19 protein-coding genes are annotated in these 22,225 nt (G+C 68.5%); 4 read left to right on the forward strand and 15 right to left on the reverse strand.

Annotation, left to right across the window (positions count from 1 at the left end):
* Position 1: 1 nt before the first annotated feature.
* Genes KV396_RS16330 through ileS form a run of 3 tightly spaced genes read right to left on the reverse strand, consistent with a single transcriptional unit; the run spans position 2 to position 5,120 of the window.
* Entirely contained in the window at positions 2-424 is a 423-nt protein-coding gene (locus tag KV396_RS16330) for a DUF4233 domain-containing protein (RefSeq protein WP_247622155.1), read from the reverse strand.
* On the reverse strand, positions 421-1,773 hold the full coding sequence (locus tag KV396_RS16335) for a bifunctional folylpolyglutamate synthase/dihydrofolate synthase (RefSeq protein ID WP_247956370.1): 1,353 nt from the start codon (positions 1,771-1,773) through the stop codon (positions 421-423). The genes KV396_RS16330 and KV396_RS16335 overlap by 4 nt, the downstream gene beginning before the upstream one ends.
* On the reverse strand, positions 1,770-5,120 hold the full coding sequence (gene ileS, locus KV396_RS16340) for an isoleucine--tRNA ligase (RefSeq protein ID WP_247956371.1): 3,351 nt from the start codon (positions 5,118-5,120) through the stop codon (positions 1,770-1,772). The genes KV396_RS16335 and ileS overlap by 4 nt, the downstream gene beginning before the upstream one ends.
* Positions 5,121-5,400: 280 nt before the next feature.
* Here ileS and KV396_RS16345 point away from each other — a divergent pair, with 280 nt between their 5' ends.
* Entirely contained in the window at positions 5,401-6,051 is a 651-nt protein-coding gene (locus KV396_RS16345; RefSeq protein WP_247956372.1) for a pentapeptide repeat-containing protein, read from the forward strand.
* A 9-nt stretch (positions 6,052-6,060) separates the two neighbouring features.
* Here the strand turns inward: KV396_RS16345 and KV396_RS16350 are convergent, their stop codons facing one another.
* From KV396_RS16350 to KV396_RS16365, 4 genes are read right to left on the reverse strand one after another with little or no spacing between them, the layout of a single operon-like run.
* A complete protein-coding gene (locus tag KV396_RS16350) occupies positions 6,061-7,575 on the reverse strand; it encodes an ATP-binding cassette domain-containing protein (RefSeq protein WP_247956373.1) in 1,515 nt (504 codons plus the stop codon).
* Entirely contained in the window at positions 7,572-8,384 is an 813-nt protein-coding gene (locus tag KV396_RS16355) for an ABC transporter permease (RefSeq protein WP_247956374.1), read from the reverse strand. Before KV396_RS16355 ends, KV396_RS16350 begins: the two co-directional genes overlap by 4 nt.
* Positions 8,381-9,325: an ABC transporter permease gene (locus KV396_RS16360; RefSeq protein ID WP_247956375.1), complete on the reverse strand. Its 945-nt coding sequence runs from the start codon at positions 9,323-9,325 to the stop codon at positions 8,381-8,383. Before KV396_RS16360 ends, KV396_RS16355 begins: the two co-directional genes overlap by 4 nt.
* 33 nt (positions 9,326-9,358) lie before the next feature.
* Entirely contained in the window at positions 9,359-10,969 is a 1,611-nt protein-coding gene (locus KV396_RS16365) for an ABC transporter substrate-binding protein (RefSeq protein ID WP_247956376.1), read from the reverse strand.
* A gap of 169 nt (positions 10,970-11,138) precedes the next feature.
* Between KV396_RS16365 and valS the strand changes: the two genes are divergently transcribed.
* From valS to KV396_RS16380, 3 genes are all read left to right on the forward strand, one after another.
* A complete protein-coding gene (valS, locus tag KV396_RS16370) occupies positions 11,139-13,754 on the forward strand; it encodes a valine--tRNA ligase (RefSeq protein WP_247956377.1) in 2,616 nt (871 codons plus the stop codon).
* Positions 13,754-13,969, forward strand: coding sequence for a hypothetical protein (locus KV396_RS16375; protein ID WP_247622146.1), 216 nt, complete (start codon positions 13,754-13,756; stop codon positions 13,967-13,969). The genes valS and KV396_RS16375 overlap by 1 nt, the downstream gene beginning before the upstream one ends.
* Before the next feature lie 86 nt (positions 13,970-14,055).
* Positions 14,056-14,553 carry a GyrI-like domain-containing protein gene (locus KV396_RS16380; RefSeq protein ID WP_247956378.1) on the forward strand — a complete coding sequence of 166 codons (498 nt, stop codon included), beginning with the start codon at positions 14,056-14,058 and terminating at the stop codon, positions 14,551-14,553.
* On the opposite strand, the gene KV396_RS16385 is transcribed toward KV396_RS16380, so the two are convergent.
* From KV396_RS16385 to KV396_RS16420, 8 genes are all read right to left on the reverse strand, one after another.
* On the reverse strand, positions 14,487-15,107 hold the full coding sequence (locus KV396_RS16385) for an NUDIX hydrolase (RefSeq protein WP_247956379.1): 621 nt from the start codon (positions 15,105-15,107) through the stop codon (positions 14,487-14,489). The two genes, KV396_RS16380 and KV396_RS16385, sit on opposite strands and share 67 nt — an antisense overlap.
* Positions 15,104-16,372, reverse strand: a complete 1,269-nt coding sequence (clpX, locus tag KV396_RS16390) for an ATP-dependent Clp protease ATP-binding subunit ClpX (RefSeq protein ID WP_247956380.1) — start codon at positions 16,370-16,372, stop codon at positions 15,104-15,106. The genes KV396_RS16385 and clpX overlap by 4 nt, the downstream gene beginning before the upstream one ends.
* Before the next feature lie 197 nt (positions 16,373-16,569).
* A complete protein-coding gene (locus KV396_RS16395; protein WP_247956381.1) occupies positions 16,570-16,968 on the reverse strand; it encodes a hypothetical protein in 399 nt (132 codons plus the stop codon).
* Positions 16,969-17,113: 145 nt separating this feature from the next.
* Complete coding sequence (locus tag KV396_RS16400) at positions 17,114-17,635, reverse strand: hypothetical protein (protein ID WP_247956382.1); 522 nt, start codon at positions 17,633-17,635, stop codon at positions 17,114-17,116.
* A gap of 17 nt (positions 17,636-17,652) precedes the next feature.
* The gene (locus KV396_RS16405; protein ID WP_247956383.1) at positions 17,653-19,422 is read right to left on the reverse strand and encodes a DivIVA domain-containing protein; all 1,770 of its coding nucleotides are present in this window, start codon (positions 19,420-19,422) and stop codon (positions 17,653-17,655) included.
* Positions 19,419-19,781, reverse strand: a complete 363-nt coding sequence (locus KV396_RS16410) for a hypothetical protein (protein ID WP_247956384.1) — start codon at positions 19,779-19,781, stop codon at positions 19,419-19,421. The genes KV396_RS16405 and KV396_RS16410 overlap by 4 nt, the downstream gene beginning before the upstream one ends.
* Positions 19,782-19,925: 144 nt before the next feature.
* Positions 19,926-20,777 carry an aldehyde dehydrogenase family protein gene (locus KV396_RS16415; RefSeq protein ID WP_247631986.1) on the reverse strand — a complete coding sequence of 284 codons (852 nt, stop codon included), beginning with the start codon at positions 20,775-20,777 and terminating at the stop codon, positions 19,926-19,928.
* On the reverse strand, positions 20,774-22,216 hold the full coding sequence (locus tag KV396_RS16420; protein WP_247956385.1) for an aldehyde dehydrogenase family protein: 1,443 nt from the start codon (positions 22,214-22,216) through the stop codon (positions 20,774-20,776). The genes KV396_RS16415 and KV396_RS16420 overlap by 4 nt, the downstream gene beginning before the upstream one ends.
* Positions 22,217-22,225: the final 9 nt, after the last annotated feature.

Below are 22,225 nucleotides of genomic sequence, written 5' to 3' on the forward strand. Positions count from 1 at the left end.
GTCATTCACTCTCTGTCTGAGTCTCGGTCGAGGGCTCGGTCGGGCGTTGTGCATCCACCCGCGCCCCCTTGATGGTCGCATACGCCCACATGCCGCCGAAAATCAGGACGACGAACAGGATGGACGGAACCAGGATCGCGGACAGGGCGATGATGACCTGCACGATCCACCCTGCGGTGATGGCCCAGGGCCGGGTGATCATCCCGGCGATGGCGATGCAGACCAGCGCCATCACGATGCCGCCCACGATCCCCCACCACTGCGGGATGGCCGGCGGGAGCGAGCGCAGTCCGAAGATCGTGAGTCCGACGAGGAACACGACGATCGACTCGAAGCCGAGCACGACCGGCGCGAGCTTCTGCACGAGGGTACGAGGCGGACGGGGCGGGCGTGGAGCGCGTCCGCCGGCGGCGCTGGAGGTCATGCGCGCCACCCGGACTTCCAGTCCTCTTCCTCGGCGAGGGCGATCGCCTCGCCCGCGAGCACGACCGATCCGGCGATGACGACCGCTCGGCGGTCGTTGGACGCGGCCCACTCCCGCGCGGCATCGGCCGCATCGGCGAGGGTCGGATGCACGGTGGCGCGCTGTCCCGTCTGCTCGACGAGGTCGGCGATCACATCGGCGTCCGACGCGCGATCGGAGTCGGGGGCCGTGGCGAAGACGTGCGCCGCCGCAGGAGCGAGCTGCGCGACGATGCCCGCGGCGTCCTTGTCGGCCAGGACCCCGAGCACCACACCCCACTCGTCGAAGTCGAAGCTGTCGTCCAGCGCCTGCACGAGCGCTTTCGCACCGTGCGGGTTGTGGGCGGCGTCGACGACGACGGTCGGGGCGACACCCAGCAGCTGCAGGCGGCCGGGCGACGTGGCGCCCTGCAGACCCTCCGACATGATGTCGTCGGCGATCCGCTGCGCCGCTCCACCGATGAGCGACTCGACCGCCGCGACGGCGAGGGCGGCGTTGTGGCCCTGGTGGGCGCCGTAGATCGGCAGGTACTCCTCGACGTAATCGCCGGCCAGGCCGCGGATGGTGAGCAGCTGCCCGCCGACCGCCAGCTTCTGCTCGGCGAGGCCGAAGTCGTCGCCCTCGAAGGCGATCGTCGCTCCCCGCTCGGCGGTGACTCGGCGCAGTACCTCGGCTGCCTCGGCCGGCTGCTGTGCCGAGACGACGGCTGCGCCGTCCTTGATGATGCCGGCCTTGACCTCGGTGATCTTCGCGATCGTGTCGCCGAGGCGGTCCGCGTGATCGATGTCGATGGGCGAGAACACGGCGACGTCGCCGTCGGCCGTGTTGGTCGAATCCCATTCGCCGCCCATGCCCACTTCGAGCACGAGCACGTCGACCGGAGCATCCGCCACGGCGACGAAGGCGAGCACCGTCAGCAGCTCGAAGAACGTCAGCGGCGCGTCGCCCGCGGCCTCGAGCTCGGCGTCGACGATCTCGACGAACGGGGCGATCTCGTCCCAGGCGTCGGCCACGGCGGCGTCGTCGATCGGCTCGCCGTCGATCATGATGCGTTCGGTGAAACGCTCCAGATGCGGGCTCGTGAAGAGTCCCGTGCGCAGACCGTGCGCGCGCAGCAGACTCTCGATCACCCGGGCGGTCGACGTCTTACCGTTCGTCCCGGTGATGTGCACGACGCGGTAGGTGCGCTGCGGGTCGTCGAGGAAGGCGAGGATGCGCGCGGTGCGCTCCTTGCGCGGCTGCACCCAGCGCTCGCCCGCGCGCCCCAGAAGGGTCTCGTAGACGGCATCCGCCCGTTCGCGAGCACTCATGCGGCACCGCCGATCCGGGAGACGGCGATCGTGAAGGCCGCACGGTTCGCGTACGTGCCCTTCGCGATGTCGGCGATGAACTCGGCCCCTGCGACGGGGCTGTCCTCCCGGTGCAGCGAGTGCTCGACGGCCAGCGTCTCCCCCGCCACATCCGCGATCTCGAACGCGGAGGCGACGGCATCCGCGTCCTCCTCGCTCGCGAACCGCAGGTCCAGGCGGATGCGGTCGCTCACGTCGAAGCCGGCGTTCTTGCGCGTCTCCTGCACGGCGCGGATCACGTCGCGCGCCAACCCCTCGGCCTCGAGCTCCGGGGTCGTCTGCGTGTCGAGCAGCACGAAGCCTCCGGTGGGCACGATCGCGAGGGCCTCGCCCTCGGGGCGACCCGTCGTCTCGAGCACCAGCTCGTACTCGGCCGGTTCCAGGGCGATGCCTCCGGCCGTGACCACACCGTCGACCTCCGACCAGTCGCCGGAGCGCGCGGCCTGGATGGCCTTCTGCACCTCTTTGCCGAGGCGCGGTCCGGCCGCTCGCGCGTTCACGCTGAGGCGGTGGTCGATGCCGTAGTCGTGGGCGGTGGTGTCGGCGAGTGCCACGAGCTCCACCGACTTCACGTTCAGCTCCTCGCGCAGGATGTCCTCGAACTGCCCCAGCGTCGAGGCGAGCGGCGACACGACGGTGAGGCGCGCGAGCGGAAGACGCACGCGCAGCTTCTCCTTCTTGCGCAGCGCGTTGCCGACGCTCGAGAGTTCGCGGACGGCGTCCATCGCGTCGCGGATCTCGTCGGCGGCGGGGAACGCCGCGGCATCCGGCCAGTCCTGCAGGTGAACGCTGCGCCCGCCCGTGAGTCCCTGCCAGACGCGCTCGCTGATCAGCGGCACGAGGGGCGCGGCGACGCGGGTGAGCGTCTCGAGCACGGTGTAGAGGGTGTCGAAGGCCTCGCGGCTCTTCGGGTCCTCGCTCACACCCACCCAGAAGCGGTCGCGCGAGCGGCGGATGTACCAGTTCGTCAGCACCTCGGCGAAGTCGCGCAGGCGACCGGCTGCGGTGGTCGAGTCGAGTCCTTCGAGGTCGGCGCGCACCTCGCGCACGAGGTCACCGAGGCGCGCGAGGATGTACCGGTCGAGCACGTCGGTCGAATCGGTGCGCCACGACGCCTCGTACCCGTCACCCGACGCATTCGCGTAGGTGGCGAAGAAGTACCACGAGTTCCACAGCGGCAGCAGGAACTCCCGCACGCCCGAGCGGATGCCCTCCTCCGTCACCGCGAGGTTGCCACCGCGCAGCACCGAGCTCGACATGAGGAACCAGCGCATCGCGTCGGAACCGTCTCGATCGAGCACCTCGGAGACGTCCGGGTAGTTGCGCAGCGACTTCGACATCTTGTAGCCGTCGCTGCCGAGCACGATGCCGTGGCAGCTGACGCCGGTGAAGGCCGGGCGGTCGAACAGCGCGGTCGACAGCACGTGCATCACGTAGAACCACCCGCGGGTCTGCCCGATGTACTCGACGATGAAGTCGGCGGGTGCGTGCGTGTCGAACCACTCCTGGTTCTCGAACGGGTAGTGCACCTGGGCGTACGGCATCGAGCCCGAGTCGAACCACACGTCGAACACGTCCTCGATGCGCCGCATCGTGCTCTTGCCGGTGGGGTCGTCGGGGTTCGGACGCGTCAGGTCATCGATGTACGGGCGGTGCAGGTCGATCTCACCCTCGGGATTGCGCGGCAGCGTACCGAAGTCGCGCTCGAGGTCCTCGAGCGAACCGTAGGCATCGACGCGCGGGTACTCGGGGTCGTCGCTCTTCCAGATCGGGATCGGCGATCCCCAGTAGCGGTTACGGCTGATCGACCAGTCGCGCGCGCCCTCGAGCCACTTGCCGAACTGTCCCTGCTTGACGTTCTCGGGCACCCAGGTGATCTGCTCGTTGTTCGCGAGCATGTCGTCCTTGATGTCCGTCACGCGGATGAACCAGCTCGACACGGCCTTGTAGATCAGGGGGTTCCGGCAGCGCCAGCAGTGCGGGTACGAGTGCTCGTAGCTCTGCAGACGCACGAGGCGGCCGTTCTCGCGCACCAGACGCACGAGCGGGGTGTTCGCGTCCATCCAGAGCTCACCGGCGACGTCGGTCACGCTCGGCAGGAAGCGCCCGCCGTCGTCGAGCGACAGGATCGTGGGGATGCCGGCGGCACCCGCGACCCGCTGGTCGTCCTCACCGTAGGCCGGGGCCTGGTGGACGATGCCGGTGCCGTCGCTCGTCGTCACGTAGTCGTCGACCAGGATGCGCCAGGAGTTCTCGGTGCCCCAGACCTCGGCATCCGCGTAGTAGTCGAAGAGCCGGTCGTACGTGACGTCCTGCAGCTCGGATCCGCGAACGGATGCCTCGACCGCGGCGAGCGCCTCCTCGGCGCTCTCGTAGCCGAGATCCTTCGCGTAGCCGCCGAGCAGTTCGCGGGCGAGAAGGTAGCGGTGGGCGGAGGCCTCGACCGCGGCATCCGCGGATCCTGCGACCTGGTGCACGTCGGCCGCGCCGTTCGGGCCGGCGGGCACGACGACGTACTCGATGTCGGGCCCCACGGCGAGCGCGAGGTTGGTCGGGAGGGTCCACGGCGTGGTCGTCCACGCGAGGGCGCGCACGGCGGTGAGGCCGAGTGCTTCCGCCTTCGCGCCCGTGAGCGGGAAGGTGACGGTGACGGACGGGTCCTGACGCATCTGGTACACGTCGTCGTCCATACGCAGCTCGTGGGCGCTGAGCGGGGTCTCGTCACGCCAGCAGTACGGGAGCACGCGATAGCCCTCGTAGGCGAGGCCCTTGTCGTACAGGGTCTTGAACGCCCAGAGCACGCTCTCCATGTACCCGAGGTCGAGCGTCTTGTACCCACGGTCGAAGTCGACCCAGCGGGCCTGGCGGGTGACGTAGTCCTGCCACTCGCGCGTGTAGGCGAGCACCGAGCTCTTTGCCTTGTCGTTGAAGACGTCGATGCCCATCGACTCGATCTCGCTCTTCTCGGTGATGCCGAGCTGCTTCATCGCCTCGAGCTCGGCGGGGAGCCCGTGGGTGTCCCACCCGAACACGCGGTCGACCTTGTGACCGGTCATCGTCTGGAAGCGCGGGAACACGTCCTTGGCGTAGCCGGTGAGCAGGTGGCCGTAGTGCGGCAGGCCGTTGGCGAACGGAGGGCCGTCGTAGAACACCCACTCGGGCGAGCCCTCACGCTGCTCGATCGAGGCACGGAAGGTGTCGTCCGTCTTCCAGAACTCGAGCACCTCCTCCTCGATCCGGGGGAAGCGGGGGCTGGGCGCGACGGAGGCGTCGGCGGCGGGGCCGAAGGAGGAACGCGGGTAGGTCATCGTGTCTCGCAGTGGTCGTCGTGGCGGATGCTCCTGCGAGGACGACCCTGCCGGGCCGCGGTACCACCTCGCGTGCGTTCCCGCCCCTCTCGGTGCGTTCACGCCACTCTCACTGCGGCTGTGACGGGCCTGCCCCGCTCGGTTCTACTGAGCCCGTCGCCGGGCCGTTCTTCCGAGAGCTCCCCGGTGATGCCGGATCGATGCTCGTGCTTCCAGTGTACGCGCCCCGGCGGGCCTGCGGGATCCCGTGAGTGTCGGCGCTCCGCCCTACGCTCGAGGAATGGCCCGCTCCCCCGAGACCCCCGTCGCACCTCGCGTCTCGCCTCCCGACCTCCCCGATCACCTCGACGCCGCCGTCGCCGCGCGCAACGCCGACCTCATCGCCGCACGTATCGAGCTCGCAGGCGACGCCGACCTCGCCTACGCCTCGCTCGAGCAGTGCGTCGTGACCGCGGATGCCGACACGATCGACCTCTCGGGGGCCACCGTGCTCGACGTCGACGTCACCGGCATCCGCGCCGCGTCGGTCAAGCTCCGCGGCGCCGGCATCCGCCGCCTGCGGGTGACCGGCGGCCGCATCGGCACGCTCGATCTCAGCACCACCCGGGTGTCCGAGCTCGAACTCCGCGATCTCCGCATCGACTACCTCAACCTGGGAGCGGCCCGCGTCGAAGACATCGACGTGATCGGATGCCGCATCCGCGCTCTCGACATGCCCCAGGCGGAGCTCACCCGGGTGCGCTTCACCGATTCGGCGAGCGACGAGGTCGACACCCGCGGCATGCGGGCGACCGATGTCGATCTGCGCGGACTCGACGCCCTCGCCTTCCTCGACGCGAACAGCCTGCGCGGCACGACGCTCACGGCTTTCCAGGTGCAGCAGCTCGCCCCCGTGTTCGCCGCGGGGCTCGGCATCCACGTCACCGACTGAGCGACCCGATCAGGGTCGGCGCACGCCGCTCGCCGCGAGCAGCTCCCGGGTGAACGGATGCTGCGGAGCCGCGAACACCTCGGCGACCGCCCCCTGCTCCACGATCCGGCCGCCCTGCATCACGAGGACGTCGTCGGCGACCGCTGCCACGACGTCGAGGTCGTGGGAGACGAAGACCATCGTCAACCGCCTTTCGCGCTGCAGCCGGTGGAGCAGACGCAGCACGCGCTCCCGCACCGAGGGATCGAGCGCCGAGACCGGCTCGTCGAGCACGAGCACGTCGGGATTCGCCGCGAGCGCGCGGGCGATCGCCGCGCGCTGCCTCTGCCCGCCGGAGAGCTCCGACGGGCGACGCCGGGCCAAGGACGGATCGAGATCGACTTCACCGAGAAGGGCCGAGACGCGCTCCCGACGTTCGGCACGCGGCACGCCGCCCGCCGCGAGCGCCTCGTGCAGGGAACGGCCGACGCTCCAGCGCGGATCGAAGGCGCCGAGCGGATTCTGGTGAACGAACTGCACCCGGTGCGTCCCGTTCCAGCGGATGCTCCCGGTATCCGGCGCCTGCACCCCCAACAGCACCCGTGCGAGCGTAGTCTTGCCCGATCCGGATTCCCCGACGATCCCGAGTGTCGTTCCCTGGCGCACGTCGAACGAGGCATCGACGACGGCTGGAACCCCCGCGAACGCCACCGAGACCCGCTCGACCGAGGCGACCGTTTCACCGCCGGCATCGCCCGCCTCACGGGGCTCGTGCAGGGTCGCGGCGATGAGTTGCCGGGTGTACGGATGCTGCGGATCCTCGAGCACCTCGGCGACGGCGCCCTCCTCCACGATCTCTCCGTCGCGCATCACCAGCACCCGGTCCGCGAGCAGGCGCACGGCGGCGAAGTCGTGGCTGATGAAGAGAACGGCGGTACCGGCATCCGCGATCTCCCTCAGCAGACCGAGGATCTTGGCCTGCACGGTGGCGTCGAGCGCCGTGGTCGGCTCATCGGCGATGAGTGCGGCGGGCCCGGCGGCGAGCGCCGAGGCGATGAGCGCTCGCTGGCGCAGACCGCCCGAGAGTTCGTGCGGATACTGGCGCACGCGACGCTCGGGGTCCGGCATCCAGACCCGGCGCAGCAGCGCGAGCACCCGATCCCGCAGGGCGCCGCCCGCCCGCGCGTGCAGGCGCAGAGGCTCCGCGATCTCCGATCCGATGCGCTGCAGCGGGTCGAGGGCCACGAGGGCGTCCTGCGCCACCAGGGCGACGCGCGCCCCGCGCACGCTTCGCCAGCCGCGCTCGTCGAGGCCGCGCACGTCCGTGCCGCCGACGCGCATCGCGTCGGCGGTGACGGCGGCTCGGCGGGGAGCGAGCCCGAGGAGCGCCCGGGCGGTGAGAGACTTCCCCGCTCCCGACTCGCCCACGATCGCGACGCACTCGCCGGGTGCCACGGTGAGCGACACCCCGTCCACGACGGCGGCACCGTCGATCGTGATGCGCAGGCTCTCCACCTCGATGACCGGCACTCTGTTCTCGCTCATCGCCCGCTCCCCTCCGCCCGCGCCCGCAGCACGCGACCGACGATCGTCGCCGCGACCACCGTGACGGTGATGGCGATACCGGGGAACACCGAGATCCACCAGGCCTGGCCGAGCACGTTCCGACCGCCCGCGAGCATGAGGCCCCACTCCGGTGTCGGCTCCGCCGGCCCGAGTCCGAGGAAGCTGAGTCCGGAGGCGGCGAGGATGCTCGACCCGATGCCGATCGTCGCCAGCACGCTCAGCGATCCGAGCACGCCGGGGAGGACATGCCGCCAGAACGCCACCAGACGCGGCACGCCGAGGATGCGGGCGGCCTCCACGTGCTCGGCGACGCGGAGGGTGCGCGTCTGCACGCGGGCGAGTCGGATGTACACGGGCCCGGCGGCGAGCGTCACGGCGATCGCGACGTTCACCGGCCCCGGCCCGAGCACGGCGATCACGACGAGCGCGACCAGGAACTCGGGGAATGCCATGAGCACGTCGTTCACCCGCATCAGCGACACGTCGACCCAACGGGGTGCGAGACCGGCGACCGCTCCGATGGCGAGCCCGGCCACCAGCGCGATCGCCGTGGCGAGCAGCCCGATACCGACCGAACGCGCGGCGCCGAACACGACCCGGGAGTACACGTCGCGGCCGCTCTGGTCCGTGCCGAAGAGGTGGTCGGCACTCGGCGGGAGCAATGCTCCCCGCACATCGGTGAGCACGGGGTCGTGCGTCGCGAGGACTCCGGGAAAGGCGGCGGCGAACGCGATGAGGCACAGCACCCCGACGGCCGCCCACAGCAGCCCCCGCTGCGCGCGGCTCATCGGCTCGCCCCACGGTCGACCGCGCGCACGCGCGGGTCGATGAGCGGATGCACCAGCTCCACCATGACGTTCACGATCACGAACACGAGCGCACTGAGCAGGATGATGCCCGAGATCACGGGGAGGTCGCGGTCGCTGATCGCGGCGAGCGTCACCCGTCCGAGTCCCGGCCGCGCGAAGACGGTCTCGACCAGCACCGCCCCGCCGAGCACCGATCCGGTGAGGTAGGCGGTCAGCGTCACGGCTCCCGCTGCCCCGTGGCGCAGACCGTGCCGGAGAGTGAACCACCCCGCACTCGCACCCCGAGCGCGCACGGTCTCGGCGAACGGCATCCGCTCGGCCTGCACGAGGCCGTCGCGCAGCACCTGCCCGAGCAGTGCCGCGACGGGCAGGGCGAGCGTGATCGCCGGAAGCACGATGGTGGCGGGGTTGCGCGCGCCCGACACGGGGAACCAACCGAGCCCGAACGCGAACACGCTCAACAGCACCAGCCCGATCCAGAACACCGGCGACGAGAGCACGACCAGCTCGACACCCGTCGCGACCGCACGCGCTGTCTCGCCGCGCACGAGCAGCGCGACGGAGAGGGCGAGCACGACGGCGATGAGCAATGCGAGCGCCGAGAGCTGCAGGGTCGCCCCGAGCTGCCGACCGATGACCTCCGCCACCGGCATCCGCAACTGATACGACTCCCCCAGGTCCCCGCGCACCAGCCGGCCGAGATAGTCGACGTACTGCTCGAACGGTGGACGGTTCAGACCGAGGTCTTCTCGAATGCCGTCCTTCACCGCTTCGCTGACCTGCGCCTGGGGGCCGAGCATCACCGACACCGGATCGCCGGGGATCACGCGGAAGGCCAGGAACGCCACCGTCGCGGCGCCCCACAGCACGACCACCACGGATGCGACGAGACCGGCGATCTTCGCGAGCGCAGCCTTCACCGCTCTCCTCTCACCGCCGTGCGTCGACCCGGGTCAGCCGACCGTCACATCGTAGAACAGCGGCCGACCGTAGAGGTCGTACGAGAGTCCGTCGATGCGCTCGCCGACCGCGGTGATCGCTGACGGGCTGTAGAGCGGCACGATCGCCGTGTAGGTCGCGTTCCATTCCTGCAGCTGGGTGTAGATCGCATTGCGCTGGTCCTGGTCGCTGGTGGCCACGGCCTGCTCGAGCAGCCCGTCGACCTCGGGATCGGTGACCTGCGAGGCGTTCTGGAATCCGTCGGTGTGCAGGTGCGCGCGCAGGAAGTCGGGGTCGACACCCGAGAAGCCCCAGTCGGTGAGGTCGAACGTCTTCGGTCCGTACTGCTCGTTGTAGGCGCCCGGCTCGAGCACCTCGCGCTCGATCTCGAAGCCGATCTTCTTCAGGTCGGACTGGATCGCGTTCGCGAGGGCCGCGCGGTCGTCGGGCACCGGCGTCCAGGCGATCCAGCGTGCGGAGAGACGCGCGCCGTCCTTCATGCGGATGCCGTCGGTGTCGCGCTCGGTCCAGCCGGCTTCGTCGAGAAGGCGGTTCGCCTCGTCGGGGTCGAACGCCCAGGTGCCCTCGATGGCGGCGTCGTAACCCGGCGTCGTCGAGCTCAACACGCTCCAGGCGCGGGGGAACTGGCCGAAGAAGATCTCCTCGACCGCGGGGTCGATGTCGATGCCGCGGGCGAACGCCTGGCGCACCTTCTCATCGGCGAACACGCCGTACTTCTCGTTGAGGTAGAGCGAGTACGGGAGGCCCGGGTACTCGACGGAGTCGACGCTCACACCGTCGCCGAGGTCTCCGGCGAGGTTCGGCGGGATGTTGCTCGCGAGGTCGGCCTCGCCGCTGGTCACGACGCCCGCACGGACGGATGCCTCGGGCTGGATCTCGACCCGCAGCGTCTCGAACTTCGGGGCCCCCTCGCCGTGCGGACCCCAGGCGTAGTCGTCGTTGCGCGTGTACACGAGCTCCTGGTCGGGCGTGTACTCGGTGAGCTCGAACGGCCCGGTGCCGACCGTGATCCCGGGGCCACCAGCCTTGAGCTGGTCGGCGGAGTCGGCGAGGACGGCCGGCGAGTAGAACCCGAGCTGGGGCGTGCTGGCCGCTTGCAGGAAGGGAGCGTAGGGCTGGGTGAAGCTCACCGTCACCGTGTGGTCGTCGACGACCTCGGTACCCGCGTAGAAGTCGGCGCCGAGCATGCTCGCCGCCTGCGCGGATGCGGTCTCCGGGTCGACGATGCGGTCGAAGTTCGCCTTGACCGCCGCCGCGTCGAAGGGCTCGCCGTCGGTGAAGGTGACGTCGTCGCGCAGCGTGAAGGTGTACTCCGTGCTGTCGTCCGACACGGTCCAGTCGGTCGCGAGCCACGGGGAGAACGTGCCGTCCTCCTCCTGGAAGACGAGCGAGTCGAGCACCGCGCGCTGCACCGTGCCCGACACGTCGAGCTGGCTGACCTGCGGGTCCATGTGACCGGCGGAGAGGTTCGCACCCTCGATCGACCACACCACCTCGCCGTCACCGTCCTGCCCACCGGGGGTGGCGCAGGCGCTGAGCGCCAGGGCGGTCACGGCGACGATCGCCGCGGCGGGGAGAAGACGGCGCACGGATGCTGCGGGCATGACGATTCCTCAGAACGAAAGATGGGGGTGAGATCAGTCTAGGACTGATTCTTGGACTGGGTCGATTTGCGACGGCATCCGCTCGCGTGTGCCCTCGCTAGACTGGTGGGCACACCCACACTCAGGCACGCTCACACAGTGCCGCATACATCGCTCGAGGAGACCCTTCATGCCTGCTTCCGAAATCGCGCAGAACCAGATTCCCGACAAGCCCGCACTCGAAGGTCTCGAAGCGAAGTGGGATGCCGCCTGGGCGGAGCAGGGCACCTACCTGTTCGACCGCCTGCGGGCGGCGCAGTCCGGCCGCGACGGCGTGTACTCGATCGACACCCCGCCGCCGACGGCATCCGGCAGCCTGCACATCGGTCACGTGTTCTCCTACACGCACACCGACGTCAAGGCGCGCTTCGAGCGCATGCGCGGCAAGACCGTGTTCTACCCGATGGGCTGGGACGACAATGGCCTCCCGACCGAGCGTCGCGTGCAGAACTACTACGGAGTGCGCTGCGACCCGTCGCTGCCGTACACCCCCGACTTCACTCCCCCGTTCGAGGGTGGCGACAACAAGTCCAGCCGCGCCGCCGACCAGCTGCCGATCAGCCGCCGCAACTTCATCGAGCTGTGCGAACGCCTCACCCTCGAGGACGAGAAGCAGTTCGAGGCGCTGTTCCGCCAGCTCGGCCTGAGCGTGGACTGGACGCAGACGTACCGCACGATCTCGGACGACACGATCCGCCAGAGCCAGCTCGCCTTCCTCCGCAACATCGAGCGCGGTGAGGCGTATCAGGCCCTCGCGCCGACGCTCTGGGACATCGACTTCCGATCCGCGATCGCGCAGGCCGAGCTCGAGGACCGCGAGCAGCAGGCCGCCTATCACACGATCGAGTTCCCCTTCGCGGACGGATCGGGGTCGATCGCCATCGACACCACCCGCCCGGAACTGCTCCCCGCATGCATCGCGATCGTGACGCACCCCGAGGGCCCGCACAAGCACCTGATCGGCACGAAGGTGCGCACGCCCTTCTTCGGCGCCGAGATCGAAATCCACGGTCACCACCTCGCTCAGCCCGACAAGGGCACGGGAGCCGCGATGGTCTGCACCTTCGGCGACGTGACCGACATCATCTGGTGGCGCGAACTGCGCACCGCCGCCGGCGAGTCGCTGCCGAACATGACCACGATCGGCCTGGACGGTCGCTTCCTGCCGGAGGCACCCTCGACCGTCGCCGACGCCGAGGCCCGCGCCTGGTACGCCGAGGAAGTCGCCGGCAAGACGGTCTTCAGCGCCCGCAAGGCGATCGTCGAGAAGCTGCAGGAGACCGGCGACATGACCGCGGTCGGCAAGCCGTTCAGCCACGCGGTGAAGTTCTTCGAGAAGGGCGACCGCCCGCTCGAGATCGTGTCGACGCGCCAGTGGTACATCCGCAACGGCGCCCGCGACGGCGACCTGCGCGAGCAGCTGCTCTCGCACGGCACTGAGCTGAACTGGTACCCGGACTTCATGCGCGTGCGCTACGAGAACTGGGTCGGCGGACTCACGGGCGACTGGCTCGTTTCGCGTCAGCGCTTCTTCGGCGTGCCGATCCCGCTCTGGTACGGACTCGACGAGAACGGCGAGCGCGACTACGAGCGCGTGATCGTGCCGGATGCCGCGTCGCTTCCGATCGACCCGACCACCGACGTGCCCGACGGTTACACCGAGGACCAGCGCGGCGTCGCGGGGGGCTTCGACGCCGAGGCCGACATCTTCGACACCTGGGCGACCTCGTCGCTCACCCCGCAGCTCGCCGGCGGCTGGCAGCGCGACGAGGAGCTGTGGAATCTCACGGCCCCGTTCGATCTGCGCCCGCAGGGCCAGGACATCATCCGCACCTGGCTCTTCTCCACCATGCTGCGATCCGTGCTCGAAGACGGCCGCTCGCCGTGGCGCAACGCCGCGATCAGCGGTTTCATCGTCGACCCCGACCGCAAGAAGATGTCGAAGTCCAAGGGCAATGTGGTCACGCCCGCCGACATCCTCGAGACGCACGGATCGGATGCCGTGCGCTACTGGTCCGCATCGAGCCGCCTCGGCGCCGATGCCGCCTTCGACCCGCAGAGCCCGACGCAGGTGAAGATCGGTCGTCGTCTCGCGATCAAGGTGCTGAACGCGGCGAAGTTCGTGCTGTCGTTCCCGGTGCCCGAAGGCGCTCAGGTCACGCACGCCCTCGACGCCTCGATGCTCAGCGCGCTCGACGGAGTGATCGCCGAGGCCACCGCCGCGTTCGAGAACTACGACCAGGCCCGTGCGCTCGAAATCACCGAGGCGTTCTTCTGGACGTTCTGCGATGACTACCTCGAGCTGGTGAAGGAACGTGCCTACAACCAGAACGACGTGGGACAGGCATCCGCCGCCCTCGCGCTGCGCCTCGCCCTGTCGACCCTGCTGCGGCTGCTCGCGCCCGTGCTGTCGTTCGCGACCGAAGAGGCGTGGTCGTGGTTCGAGGAGGGCTCGGTGCACACCGCAGCCTGGCCCGAGGCTCTCGGCATCGAGGGCGACACCGCCGTATTGTCGGCCGCGAGCGAGGCGCTGATCGGTATCCGCCGCGCGAAGACCGAGGCCAAGGCGTCGCAGAAGACTCCGGTGTCACGTGCGGTGATCGCCGCGCATGCCGCGAAGCTCGTCGCTCTCGAAGCCGCCGCCGACGACCTGCGGGCCGTGGGCCGGATCGCTGAGCTGGAGTTCGTGGAGGCGGATGCCTTCGCCGTCACCGCCATCGAGCTCGCACCGACCGAGGCTTCCTGATGCAGCTGGGCACGCGTTGGGCGACCGGTTCCGAGGCTCCCGCATCGGTTCCCGCGGCTCTGCGTCCCGCGATCGCCGAGGTCGAGTCGCGCGGAGTCACCGGTCACTGGACACTCACCTGGCTCGAGGGGCGTGCGATCGCCGAGCTCGACGCCGGCTGGGAGGTCCTGCAGTCGGCAACGGGTGAGGTCATCGCCCGCCCGTTCGAGGACTGACGCCCTGCAGTCATCGTGAGAGGCCCCTCCGCCCACCGGCGGAGGGGCCTCTTGCGGTTTCCGCGGGAAGCCCCGACGATGTGGGCATGACCGCCTTTCCTGACAGTCCGTTCGGCGCGATGGAGCGCCTCACCCTCGATCCCGCTCCTCTGGCGGTGATCCGGCACGAGGGCATCCGCATCGCTGACCTGCGCGACGCCTTCGACACCGGGTACGGGGCGATCGCCGCCTACTTCCACGACGGCACGCTCGTGCCGGCGGGGCCCGCCGTGGCGATCTACTACGGGGACCCGATGGGCGTCTTCGACCTGGAGCTCGGCTTCCCCGTCGCCACGGCGCCGACGGATCCACTGATCACCGCGAGCGGCGCGTCGGTGCAGGCGTCCACCCTTCCATCCGGCGCCGCCGCCGCGACGACGCACATCGGCTCATACGACGGTCTCGGGCGGGCGTGGATGGGTCTCGCCGAGAAAGCCGGCGCGAAGGGCCTGCACCACCGGGGGATCTGGATCGAGGTCTACGTCTCCGACCCGACCGAGGATCCCGAAGAGCTGCGCACCGACCTCATCCTGCCGGTCGCCTGAGGTCCCGTCGTCCGGAGGAACTCCTCCGCCTTGTACCAAGTGAGCTGGTGATAGCTCTGATGCAGGTGCTCGGCGAGGCCCTCGAACGGAACCACATGGACTCTGATGTCCTCGTTCTCGTCGAGCGACTGCTCGGACGTCGGTTGACAGCCGAGCGCCACGAAATGATGGACGCGGTTCGTGTGGTTGCCGAAGTTCGCCCACGTCGCACCGAGCGCGATCATCGACGCCGCCTCGTATCCGGTCTCCTCTCGGAGTTCGCGGGCGGCTGCGACGGCCACGTCTTCGCCCTCGGCTACGCCACCGCCGATCGTGCCCCACGCGACGATGCCGGCCCCGTGACGATACTCCTCGACGATGACGGCGTCGCCGGCGGTGTCGATGGCGAGCACGGACACCCAATCGCCGTATTCGAGAACGTAGTACGGCGCGATCGTCCGTCCTCGGGCATCGACGCAGTCATCGGCACGCACCGAGATCCACCGATCGGAGACGATGGTTTCGGACCGGCGGGTCTCCCAGGGTTCGGGCGACGACGCCCGCTCCGAGGTCACGCGCTCTTGCGCTTGCGCTCCATCACGATGGTGGGCGGCGCGCCTTCTTCGACGGCGGCGCGGGTCACGATCACCTTGGCGACGTCTTCGGCCGAGGGGATCTCGAACATGATCGGACCGAGCACGTCTTCGAGGATCGCGCGCAGGCCCCGAGCGCCGGTCTTGCGCTCGACGGCGAGGTCGGCGATCGAGCGGAGCGCGTCGTCTTCGAATTCGAGCTGCACGCCGTCGAGCTCGAACATGCGCTGGTACTGCTTCACGAGCGCGTTGCGCGGGCCGGTGAGGATGTCGATCAGGGCATCCTGGTCGAGCGGAGACACCGAGGCGATCACGGGCAGACGGCCGATGAACTCGGGGATCAGACCGAACTTGTGCAGGTCGTCGGGCAGCACCTCACTGAAGAGATCGAGGTCCTTGCCCTTGTCGTGCAGCGGGGCGCCGAAGCCGATGCCGTGCTTGCCGACGCGCGCGGAGACGATGTCTTCGAGACCCGCGAACGCTCCGGCGACGATGAACAGGACGTTCGTGGTGTCGATCTGCAGGAACTCCTGGTGAGGATGCTTGCGTCCACCCTGAGGCGGCACCGAGGCGACCGTGCCCTCGAGGATCTTGAGCAGCGCCTGCTGCACGCCCTCGCCCGAGACGTCGCGTGTGATCGACGGGTTCTCGGCCTTGCGGGCCACCTTGTCGATCTCGTCGATGTAGATGATGCCCTGCTCGGCGCGCTTGACGTCGTAGTCCGCCGCCTGGATGAGCTTGAGGAGGATGTTCTCGACGTCTTCACCGACGTAGCCGGCCTCGGTCAACGCGGTCGCATCGGCGACGGCGAACGGCACGTTGAGCCGCTTGGCGAGCGTCTGGGCGAGATAGGTCTTGCCGCACCCGGTCGGCCCGATGAGCATGATGTTGCTCTTCGCGATCTCGACCTCGTCGGCCTTCTGCTCCGCCGGCTGCAGCGTGCTGTGCGCGCGGGTGCGCTTGTAGTGGTTGTAGACGGCGACGGCGAGCGCCTTCTTGGCGGGCTCCTGGCCGACGACGTACTCCTCGAGGAAGGAGAAGATCTCGCGGGGCTTGGGCAGATCGAAGTCCGTCACTCCCTCGGCGGAGGACTCGGCCATCCGCTCCTCGATGATCTCGTTGCACAGCTCGACGCACTCGTCGCAGATGTACACACCGGGGCCAGCGATGAGCTGCTGCACCTGCTTCTGGCTCTTTCCGCAGAACGAGCACTTGAACAGGTCAGCGCTTTCACCGATACGGGCCATGCGCGTCCTCCTATGGGGGATCCAGAGATCGTGCTTCGAGCCTAACCTCTGCATCGGACACCGGGACGCATTGGGACAGGGGCCGTGTCAGACGACGTCAGAACTCACGGCCGGGCACGTGTCCTCTGGAAGTTCTCTGCCGTCTCGGGCGACAACAACCGGAGTTCCAGATCGCCGACGATGCTTGCATCCAGACGTCAGAACGCACCGCGTGTCCAGGTTCCCTCAGGAAGGGTGAAGCAAACCGAGCCTGACGCGATGCGAATCTCGTCAGGTCCAAAGCCCTCGGAGACGATGTAATTCTCCGCTGTGTCCGGCGACGTGAGCTGCACCTCGAAGTGATCCACGATGTCCTGCCGCGTCCCCAGATCGAAGCGACTCCCCTCATAGTGGACCTGAACCGCCCGAACGATCGCCTCGATGTCAGTCCCCTTCCGGACTGTGACCGTCGTCGCCCCCTTCCATCGCCATTCCGTCTCGCTGCAAGAGAACAGCGTTCCCTTCGGCATCTGATCCACCGACACCACCACTTCTGAGGGAACCAGACCGGCGATCTCCAGCTCCATCGCCTGCGCCGTCTCCTTCGCCTCGTCCAACGACACCTTAGACACCACCGTCGATGGCGCCCCGGCTGATGACGACGCTCCATCTGTGGGCGTTCCCGCGAGCGCGCCGACGCACCCCGTCAAGAGCACGGCACCGATAAAGACTCCAACACTCGACCGGATCGTGCTCGTGACATCAGAACGACCCACGGGTCCACGTGCCTTCCGGCAAGGTGAAACACGCAGATCCTGAATCGATCCGAATTTCCGTCGACACGAACCCCTCACCGACAAGGTAGTTCTCGGCCGTATCCGGAGACATCAACTGCACCTCGAAATGATCCGCGATATCCCGTCGCGTCCGCAGATCGAAGCGGCTTCCCTCGTAGTGAGCCTGGATCGACCGGACGATCGCCTCGATATCCGTCCCCTCGACGACGGTCACCGTCGTCGCCCCATACCATGTCCACTCGACGTCACTACAGGAAAAGAGTGTGCCCTTCGGCATCTGGTCCACCGACAACACCGACTCCGAAGGCACCAAACCCGCGATCTCCAGCTCCATCGTCTGCGCTTGCGCCTTCGCCTGTTCCAACGACACCTCTGAAACTGCCACTGGCGTCGTCCCCTTCTCGTCGTTCTTTACGTTTGCATCGTCGATCGGACCGCAAGCGCTCAGGAGCACTGCAGCGAACCCCGCGACTGCGAGTACACGCATGTTCCTTTCAAGGCTCCTCATCGCTCCACCAACTTCGTGAGGTCTTTCAGCAACTGCCGGTTGTCGTCCACGTTCTGCGAGATCAGGTTGTGGTTCTCGCCCAACACCTGCAGGTCGTTCGTCGTGAACTTCCCATCGTCAAGCACCGCATCATCGGGTCCGCGATAGAAGTCACCATGATCGAACGCGGGAATCACACGTGGATAGCGCCCCTCCCACACGGCGCCGCCCTCTTGAGCCCTCTGGAGCAGGTCGCGGTAGGAGAGATCGGTGTACTCGGTGTCGGGGTTCGCCCGCCATTCCTCGGGCACACCTGCGCCGGCGAGGGAGATCACCTGGTCGTATTCCGTGCCCGCAATTTCCGAGGCGGTGATGTGGGTCAGACCCCAGCTGTGCCCGATACCGATCTGCTCGGCGGTCGCGAACGAAGGATCGGTACGCATCCCCGCCTCGAACGCCGCGAGCTCCGTCCCCGCGACAGTGGCGCGGTCGGGATCATTGTCTTCGCCGATGCGCAGCATGTTCATCCCACCTCTGTCGAGGTTCTCGCCCGGGAACTCCCCCTCCTTGACGACGAACACAACGGTTCCGGGCGCACCCTCCGTGAGGTAGTCGGCGATCTGCTGCACTCCTCCCTGGTAGAAGTCGTTCATGCTCGTGAAGGTTCCGGGCGAGTACGTGACGACGTCGGTCGTGTCCGCCGAGGGCGTACCGACCATCTCGACGACCCGCGAGGCATCCCGGTCGTAGAGGTACAGCTGAACGTCCCCCGCGATCGAGTGTTCCAGATAGGCGATCTCGTTGAGGAGGAATGCGCGCTTCGCCGCATCCAGGTCCGGGTCTTGCAGATCTTCCCGTGCGGCGGTGATCCAGTCCGGCGCAGCCGTGCGGTTGGCCGTGACACGGTCGAGGGCCGGCACGCCGTTGAGCGAACCGATCAACGCGGGCACGGCCACCGTGAGCGCCGCAACCGGTCCGGATTCCCACGCTCCCGGTACGCCCTTCGACCGCGATGCCAGATCTGCCCACCACTGCGCGATCTGATCCGGATCGACCATCTCGACGTTGTTCCAGAAGTCCGGGTTGTCGTCGAGCCACTGTCTCGCCTCCGCGGCCGAGACCGAGAGCATCCAGTCCAACCGTTCGGTCACGGAGTCCGCGAGCAGGCGCTCCAGCACGTCGGTCGCCGATCCGGGCTCGCCTGCCGGTGACCATTGCGACACTCGCGCCGTGAACGGTGTGCCGTCGAGAGCGGGGATGACGTCGTCGACCGCGACACGGCTCAGGTCGGTCTCGAACGCGTCTTCGGCATCGTCGAGATCGCGATGGAACTTCGCGATATCGGCGAGAAGGTCATCCGCGGCCGATTGGGCTGCGAGCAGATCGGACTCCGCGACCATCCCGAACTCCGACGAGACCTGTGACGTGGCCGAACTCTCTTCTGCGTCAGCGAGCCGCTTTCGCATCGCTGCAACGCGTTCGACCAGCGCCTTCCGCCGACGGCTCAGCGCCTCGTACTCATCGGCGAGATAGCCCAGCGCGGTGCACCCACGACCGATGTTCGCCGCGAAGAGAGCGGTCGACAGCTCCGGCCCGGCCATGGCCTGATTCACCGTCTCCGCTCCGCTCACCGAGAAGACGAGGTCGACATTGCCCCAGAGACGCTTCACGCCGGTCATGGCAGCGAGAACTCCCGCCGCGCGCGCGTCGATCCGATCGCAGGCCTCGCGCAGCACGACGGCGTCCGGCACCTCCTCGATGCCCCAGGCGTAATCCGAGAACGTCATCCCTTCCCTCCGATCCGGCTCACGGCATCGTCGAGATTCCAGAACGACGCCATCTCCGCCGCTCGGGCATCCAGCGCCATCGTCGCGTCACCATCGTCGATCGTGGCGGTCGCAGCGCTGAGCGCCCCACTCGCGTCGGAGATGTAGGCGAGGAGGTTCTCCGGGATCTGCACGCGCACGTCGAAGAAGCCCGTGAGCAGTCGAGCGGCGCGAACACGCCCCGCGCCGTCCAGCTCTGCGACCGCCTCGTCGACCGCACTCGAGAGTCCCTCACCCTCGGTATCGGTCTCCACAGCATCCTGATCGACGAGGCGGAGCAGATCGCGCACCCCGACCACATCCACCGACCATGTGTCCATCCCCGCGCACCTTACCGTCGCATACGTCCGGAGAAGAATAGGACAGAACGCCGGAACCGCGTTCGAGTTATCCACAGGCCCTCGAACACGACGAAGGGCCGGCCCGCAGCATCCTGCGAACCGGCCCCTCGAAGAACAATCAGGTCAGATCATGCTCTTGGTGTGCCACACGGTCTTGACCTCGGTGAACGCCGCGATGCGCTCGGGCGAGGCGACGACCTCACCCGGTGCGATCACGCGCTTGAGCGTCTCGGCGGCCGCGATCTGCAGGTCGACCCACTCCAGCGCACCGGCACCCGCGAGGTCGAGCGCGTTCACGTCCTGATGCGAGGCGAGCCACGGCGCGATCTCGGCCGGCGAGCCGGTGAGCACGTTCACCACGCCCCCGGGCACGTCGCTGGTCGCGAGCACCTCGGCGAGGCTGATGGCAGAGAGCGGATGCCGTTCACTCGCGATCACGACGACCGTGTTGCCCGCGACGAGCGCCGGTGCCACGACCGAGACGAGACCGAGCAGTGCCGAGTCCTGCGGTGCGACGATCGCGACGACACCCGTCGGCTCGGGAACGGTGATGTTGAAGTACGGACCCGCCACGGGGTTCGCGTTGCCGGCGACCTGCGCGTACTTGTCGCACCATCCCGCGTACCAGACCCAGAGGTCGATCGCCTCGTCGACCTGCGAGGCTGCGGCCGATGCCGACAGCCCTTCCTGGGCGACGATCTCATCGATGAACTGCGCGCGACGTCCCTCGAGCACCTCGGCGACGCGGTAGAGCACCTGGCCGCGGTTGTACGCGGTGGCGCCCGACCAGCCCTTCACCGCGGAACGCGCCGCGACGACGGCATCCCTGGCGTCCTTGCGCGAACCCTGCGCCGCGTTCGCGAGGAAGGCTCCCTTGGGCGAGACGACCTCGTAGGTGCGTCCCGACTCGCTGCGCGGGAAGGCGCCGCCGATGGCCAGCTTGTACGTCTTCGGCACGGTCAGTCGCTTGCTCATGCTGCCGATCCCTTCAGGTAGGCGGTGAGACCCTGGCGGCCGCCCTCGCGGCCGTAACCGGACTCCTTGTATCCGCCGAACGGGCTCGACGGATCGAAACGGTTGAACGTGTTCGCCCACACCACTCCCGCGCGCAGGCGATCGGCGACGGCGAGGATGCGCGATCCCTTGTCCGACCAGATGCCCGCGGAGAGGCCGTAGGGGGTGTTGTTGGCCTTGGCGATCGCCTCGGCCGGCGTGCGGAAGGTCAGCACCGAGAGCACCGGGCCGAACACCTCGTCACGCGCGATGCGGTGCGAGGCCTCGACGCCGGTGAAGATCGTCGGGGCGAACCAGAAGCCCTTCTCCGGGATCGCGCAGTCCGCGGTCCAGCGCTCGGCGCCCTCCGCCTCGCCGATGTCGCTGAGCTCGCGGATGCGTGCCAGCTGGGCTGCGGAGTTGATGGCGCCGATGTCGGTGTTCTTGTCGAGCGGGTCACCCAGACGCAGCGTCGACAGGCGCGTCTTGAGCCGGTCGATGACCTCGTCGTGGATCGACTCCTGCACGAGCAGGCGGCTCCCGGCGCAGCACACGTGCCCCTGGTTGAAGAAGATGCCGTTGACGATCCCCTCGACCGCCTGGTCGATCGGCGCGTCGTCGAACACGATGTTCGCAGCCTTGCCGCCGAGCTCGAGCGTGAGCTTCTTGTTCGTGCCGGCCACCGCCTTCGCGATGTCGCGGCCGACGCCGGTCGAACCGGTGAAGGCGACCTTGTCGACGTCGGGGTGGCGCACGAGGGCCGCGCCCGTGGACCCGGCACCGGTGATGATGTTGACGACACCGGCGGGCAGATCCGCCTGCTGCAGGATCTCCGCGAAGATCAGCGCGGTGAGCGGCGTCGTCTCGGCGGGCTTCAGCACGACCGTGTTCCCGGCCGCAAGGGCAGGGGCGAGCTTCCACGCGAGCATCAGCAGCGGGAAGTTCCACGGGATGACCTGACCGGCCACGCCGAGCGCACGCGGGTTCGCACCGAGGCCGGCGTGATCGAGCTTGTCGGCCCATCCGGCGTAGTAGAAGAACCAGGCGGCGACCAGCGGGACGTCGACGTCGCGGCTCTCCTTGATCGGCTTGCCGTTGTCGAGGCTCTCGGCCACGGCGAGCTCGCGGGCGCGCTCCTGCACGAGGCGGGCGATGCGGAAGAGATACTTGCCGCGGTCGCGACCACTCATCCGCGACCACGTCTTCTCGTAGGCACGGCGTGCAGCGGCGACGGCGCGGTCGACGTCGTCATCGCTCGCGGTCGCGATCTCGGCGATGCGCTTCTCGGTCGCGGGCGAGATGGTGGTGAAGCTGTTGCCGGATCCATCGACGAACTCACCGTCGATGAAGAGGCCGTAGCTGTCCTTGAGGTTCAGCAGCGCCGTGGATTCCGGCGCGGGGGCGTATTCCAGAAATGACATTTTGCGTAT

It is taken from the genome of Microbacterium galbinum (genome assembly GCF_023101185.1).
In the GTDB taxonomy this organism is placed as follows: Bacteria; Actinomycetota; Actinomycetes; order Actinomycetales; family Microbacteriaceae; genus Microbacterium; species Microbacterium galbinum.

Excerpts from the sequence above, each read along its gene's own strand:
- KV396_RS16410 (WP_247956384.1), bottom strand. The coding sequence starts at position 19,781 with ATGGACACATGGTCGGTGGATGTGGTCGGGGTGCGCGATCTGCTCCGC.
- KV396_RS16400 (WP_247956382.1), bottom strand. The coding sequence starts at position 17,635 with ATGCGTGTACTCGCAGTCGCGGGGTTCGCTGCAGTGCTCCTGAGCGCT.
- KV396_RS16350 (WP_247956373.1), bottom strand. The coding sequence starts at position 7,575 with ATGAGCGAGAACAGAGTGCCGGTCATCGAGGTGGAGAGCCTGCGCATC.
- KV396_RS16365 (WP_247956376.1), bottom strand. The coding sequence starts at position 10,969 with ATGCCCGCAGCATCCGTGCGCCGTCTTCTCCCCGCCGCGGCGATCGTC.
- KV396_RS16335 (WP_247956370.1), bottom strand. The coding sequence starts at position 1,773 with ATGAGTGCTCGCGAACGGGCGGATGCCGTCTACGAGACCCTTCTGGGG.
- KV396_RS16375 (WP_247622146.1), top strand. The coding sequence starts at position 13,754 with ATGCAGCTGGGCACGCGTTGGGCGACCGGTTCCGAGGCTCCCGCATCG.
- KV396_RS16420 (WP_247956385.1), bottom strand. The coding sequence starts at position 22,216 with ATGTCATTTCTGGAATACGCCCCCGCGCCGGAATCCACGGCGCTGCTG.
- KV396_RS16330 (WP_247622155.1), bottom strand. The coding sequence starts at position 424 with ATGACCTCCAGCGCCGCCGGCGGACGCGCTCCACGCCCGCCCCGTCCG.
- KV396_RS16415 (WP_247631986.1), bottom strand. The coding sequence starts at position 20,777 with ATGAGCAAGCGACTGACCGTGCCGAAGACGTACAAGCTGGCCATCGGC.
- clpX (WP_247956380.1), bottom strand. The coding sequence starts at position 16,372 with ATGGCCCGTATCGGTGAAAGCGCTGACCTGTTCAAGTGCTCGTTCTGC.
- valS (WP_247956377.1), top strand. The coding sequence starts at position 11,139 with ATGCCTGCTTCCGAAATCGCGCAGAACCAGATTCCCGACAAGCCCGCA.
- KV396_RS16380 (WP_247956378.1), top strand. The coding sequence starts at position 14,056 with ATGACCGCCTTTCCTGACAGTCCGTTCGGCGCGATGGAGCGCCTCACC.
- ileS (WP_247956371.1), bottom strand. The coding sequence starts at position 5,120 with ATGACCTACCCGCGTTCCTCCTTCGGCCCCGCCGCCGACGCCTCCGTC.
- KV396_RS16355 (WP_247956374.1), bottom strand. The coding sequence starts at position 8,384 with ATGAGCCGCGCGCAGCGGGGGCTGCTGTGGGCGGCCGTCGGGGTGCTG.
- KV396_RS16345 (WP_247956372.1), top strand. The coding sequence starts at position 5,401 with ATGGCCCGCTCCCCCGAGACCCCCGTCGCACCTCGCGTCTCGCCTCCC.
- KV396_RS16405 (WP_247956383.1), bottom strand. The coding sequence starts at position 19,422 with ATGACGTTCTCGGATTACGCCTGGGGCATCGAGGAGGTGCCGGACGCC.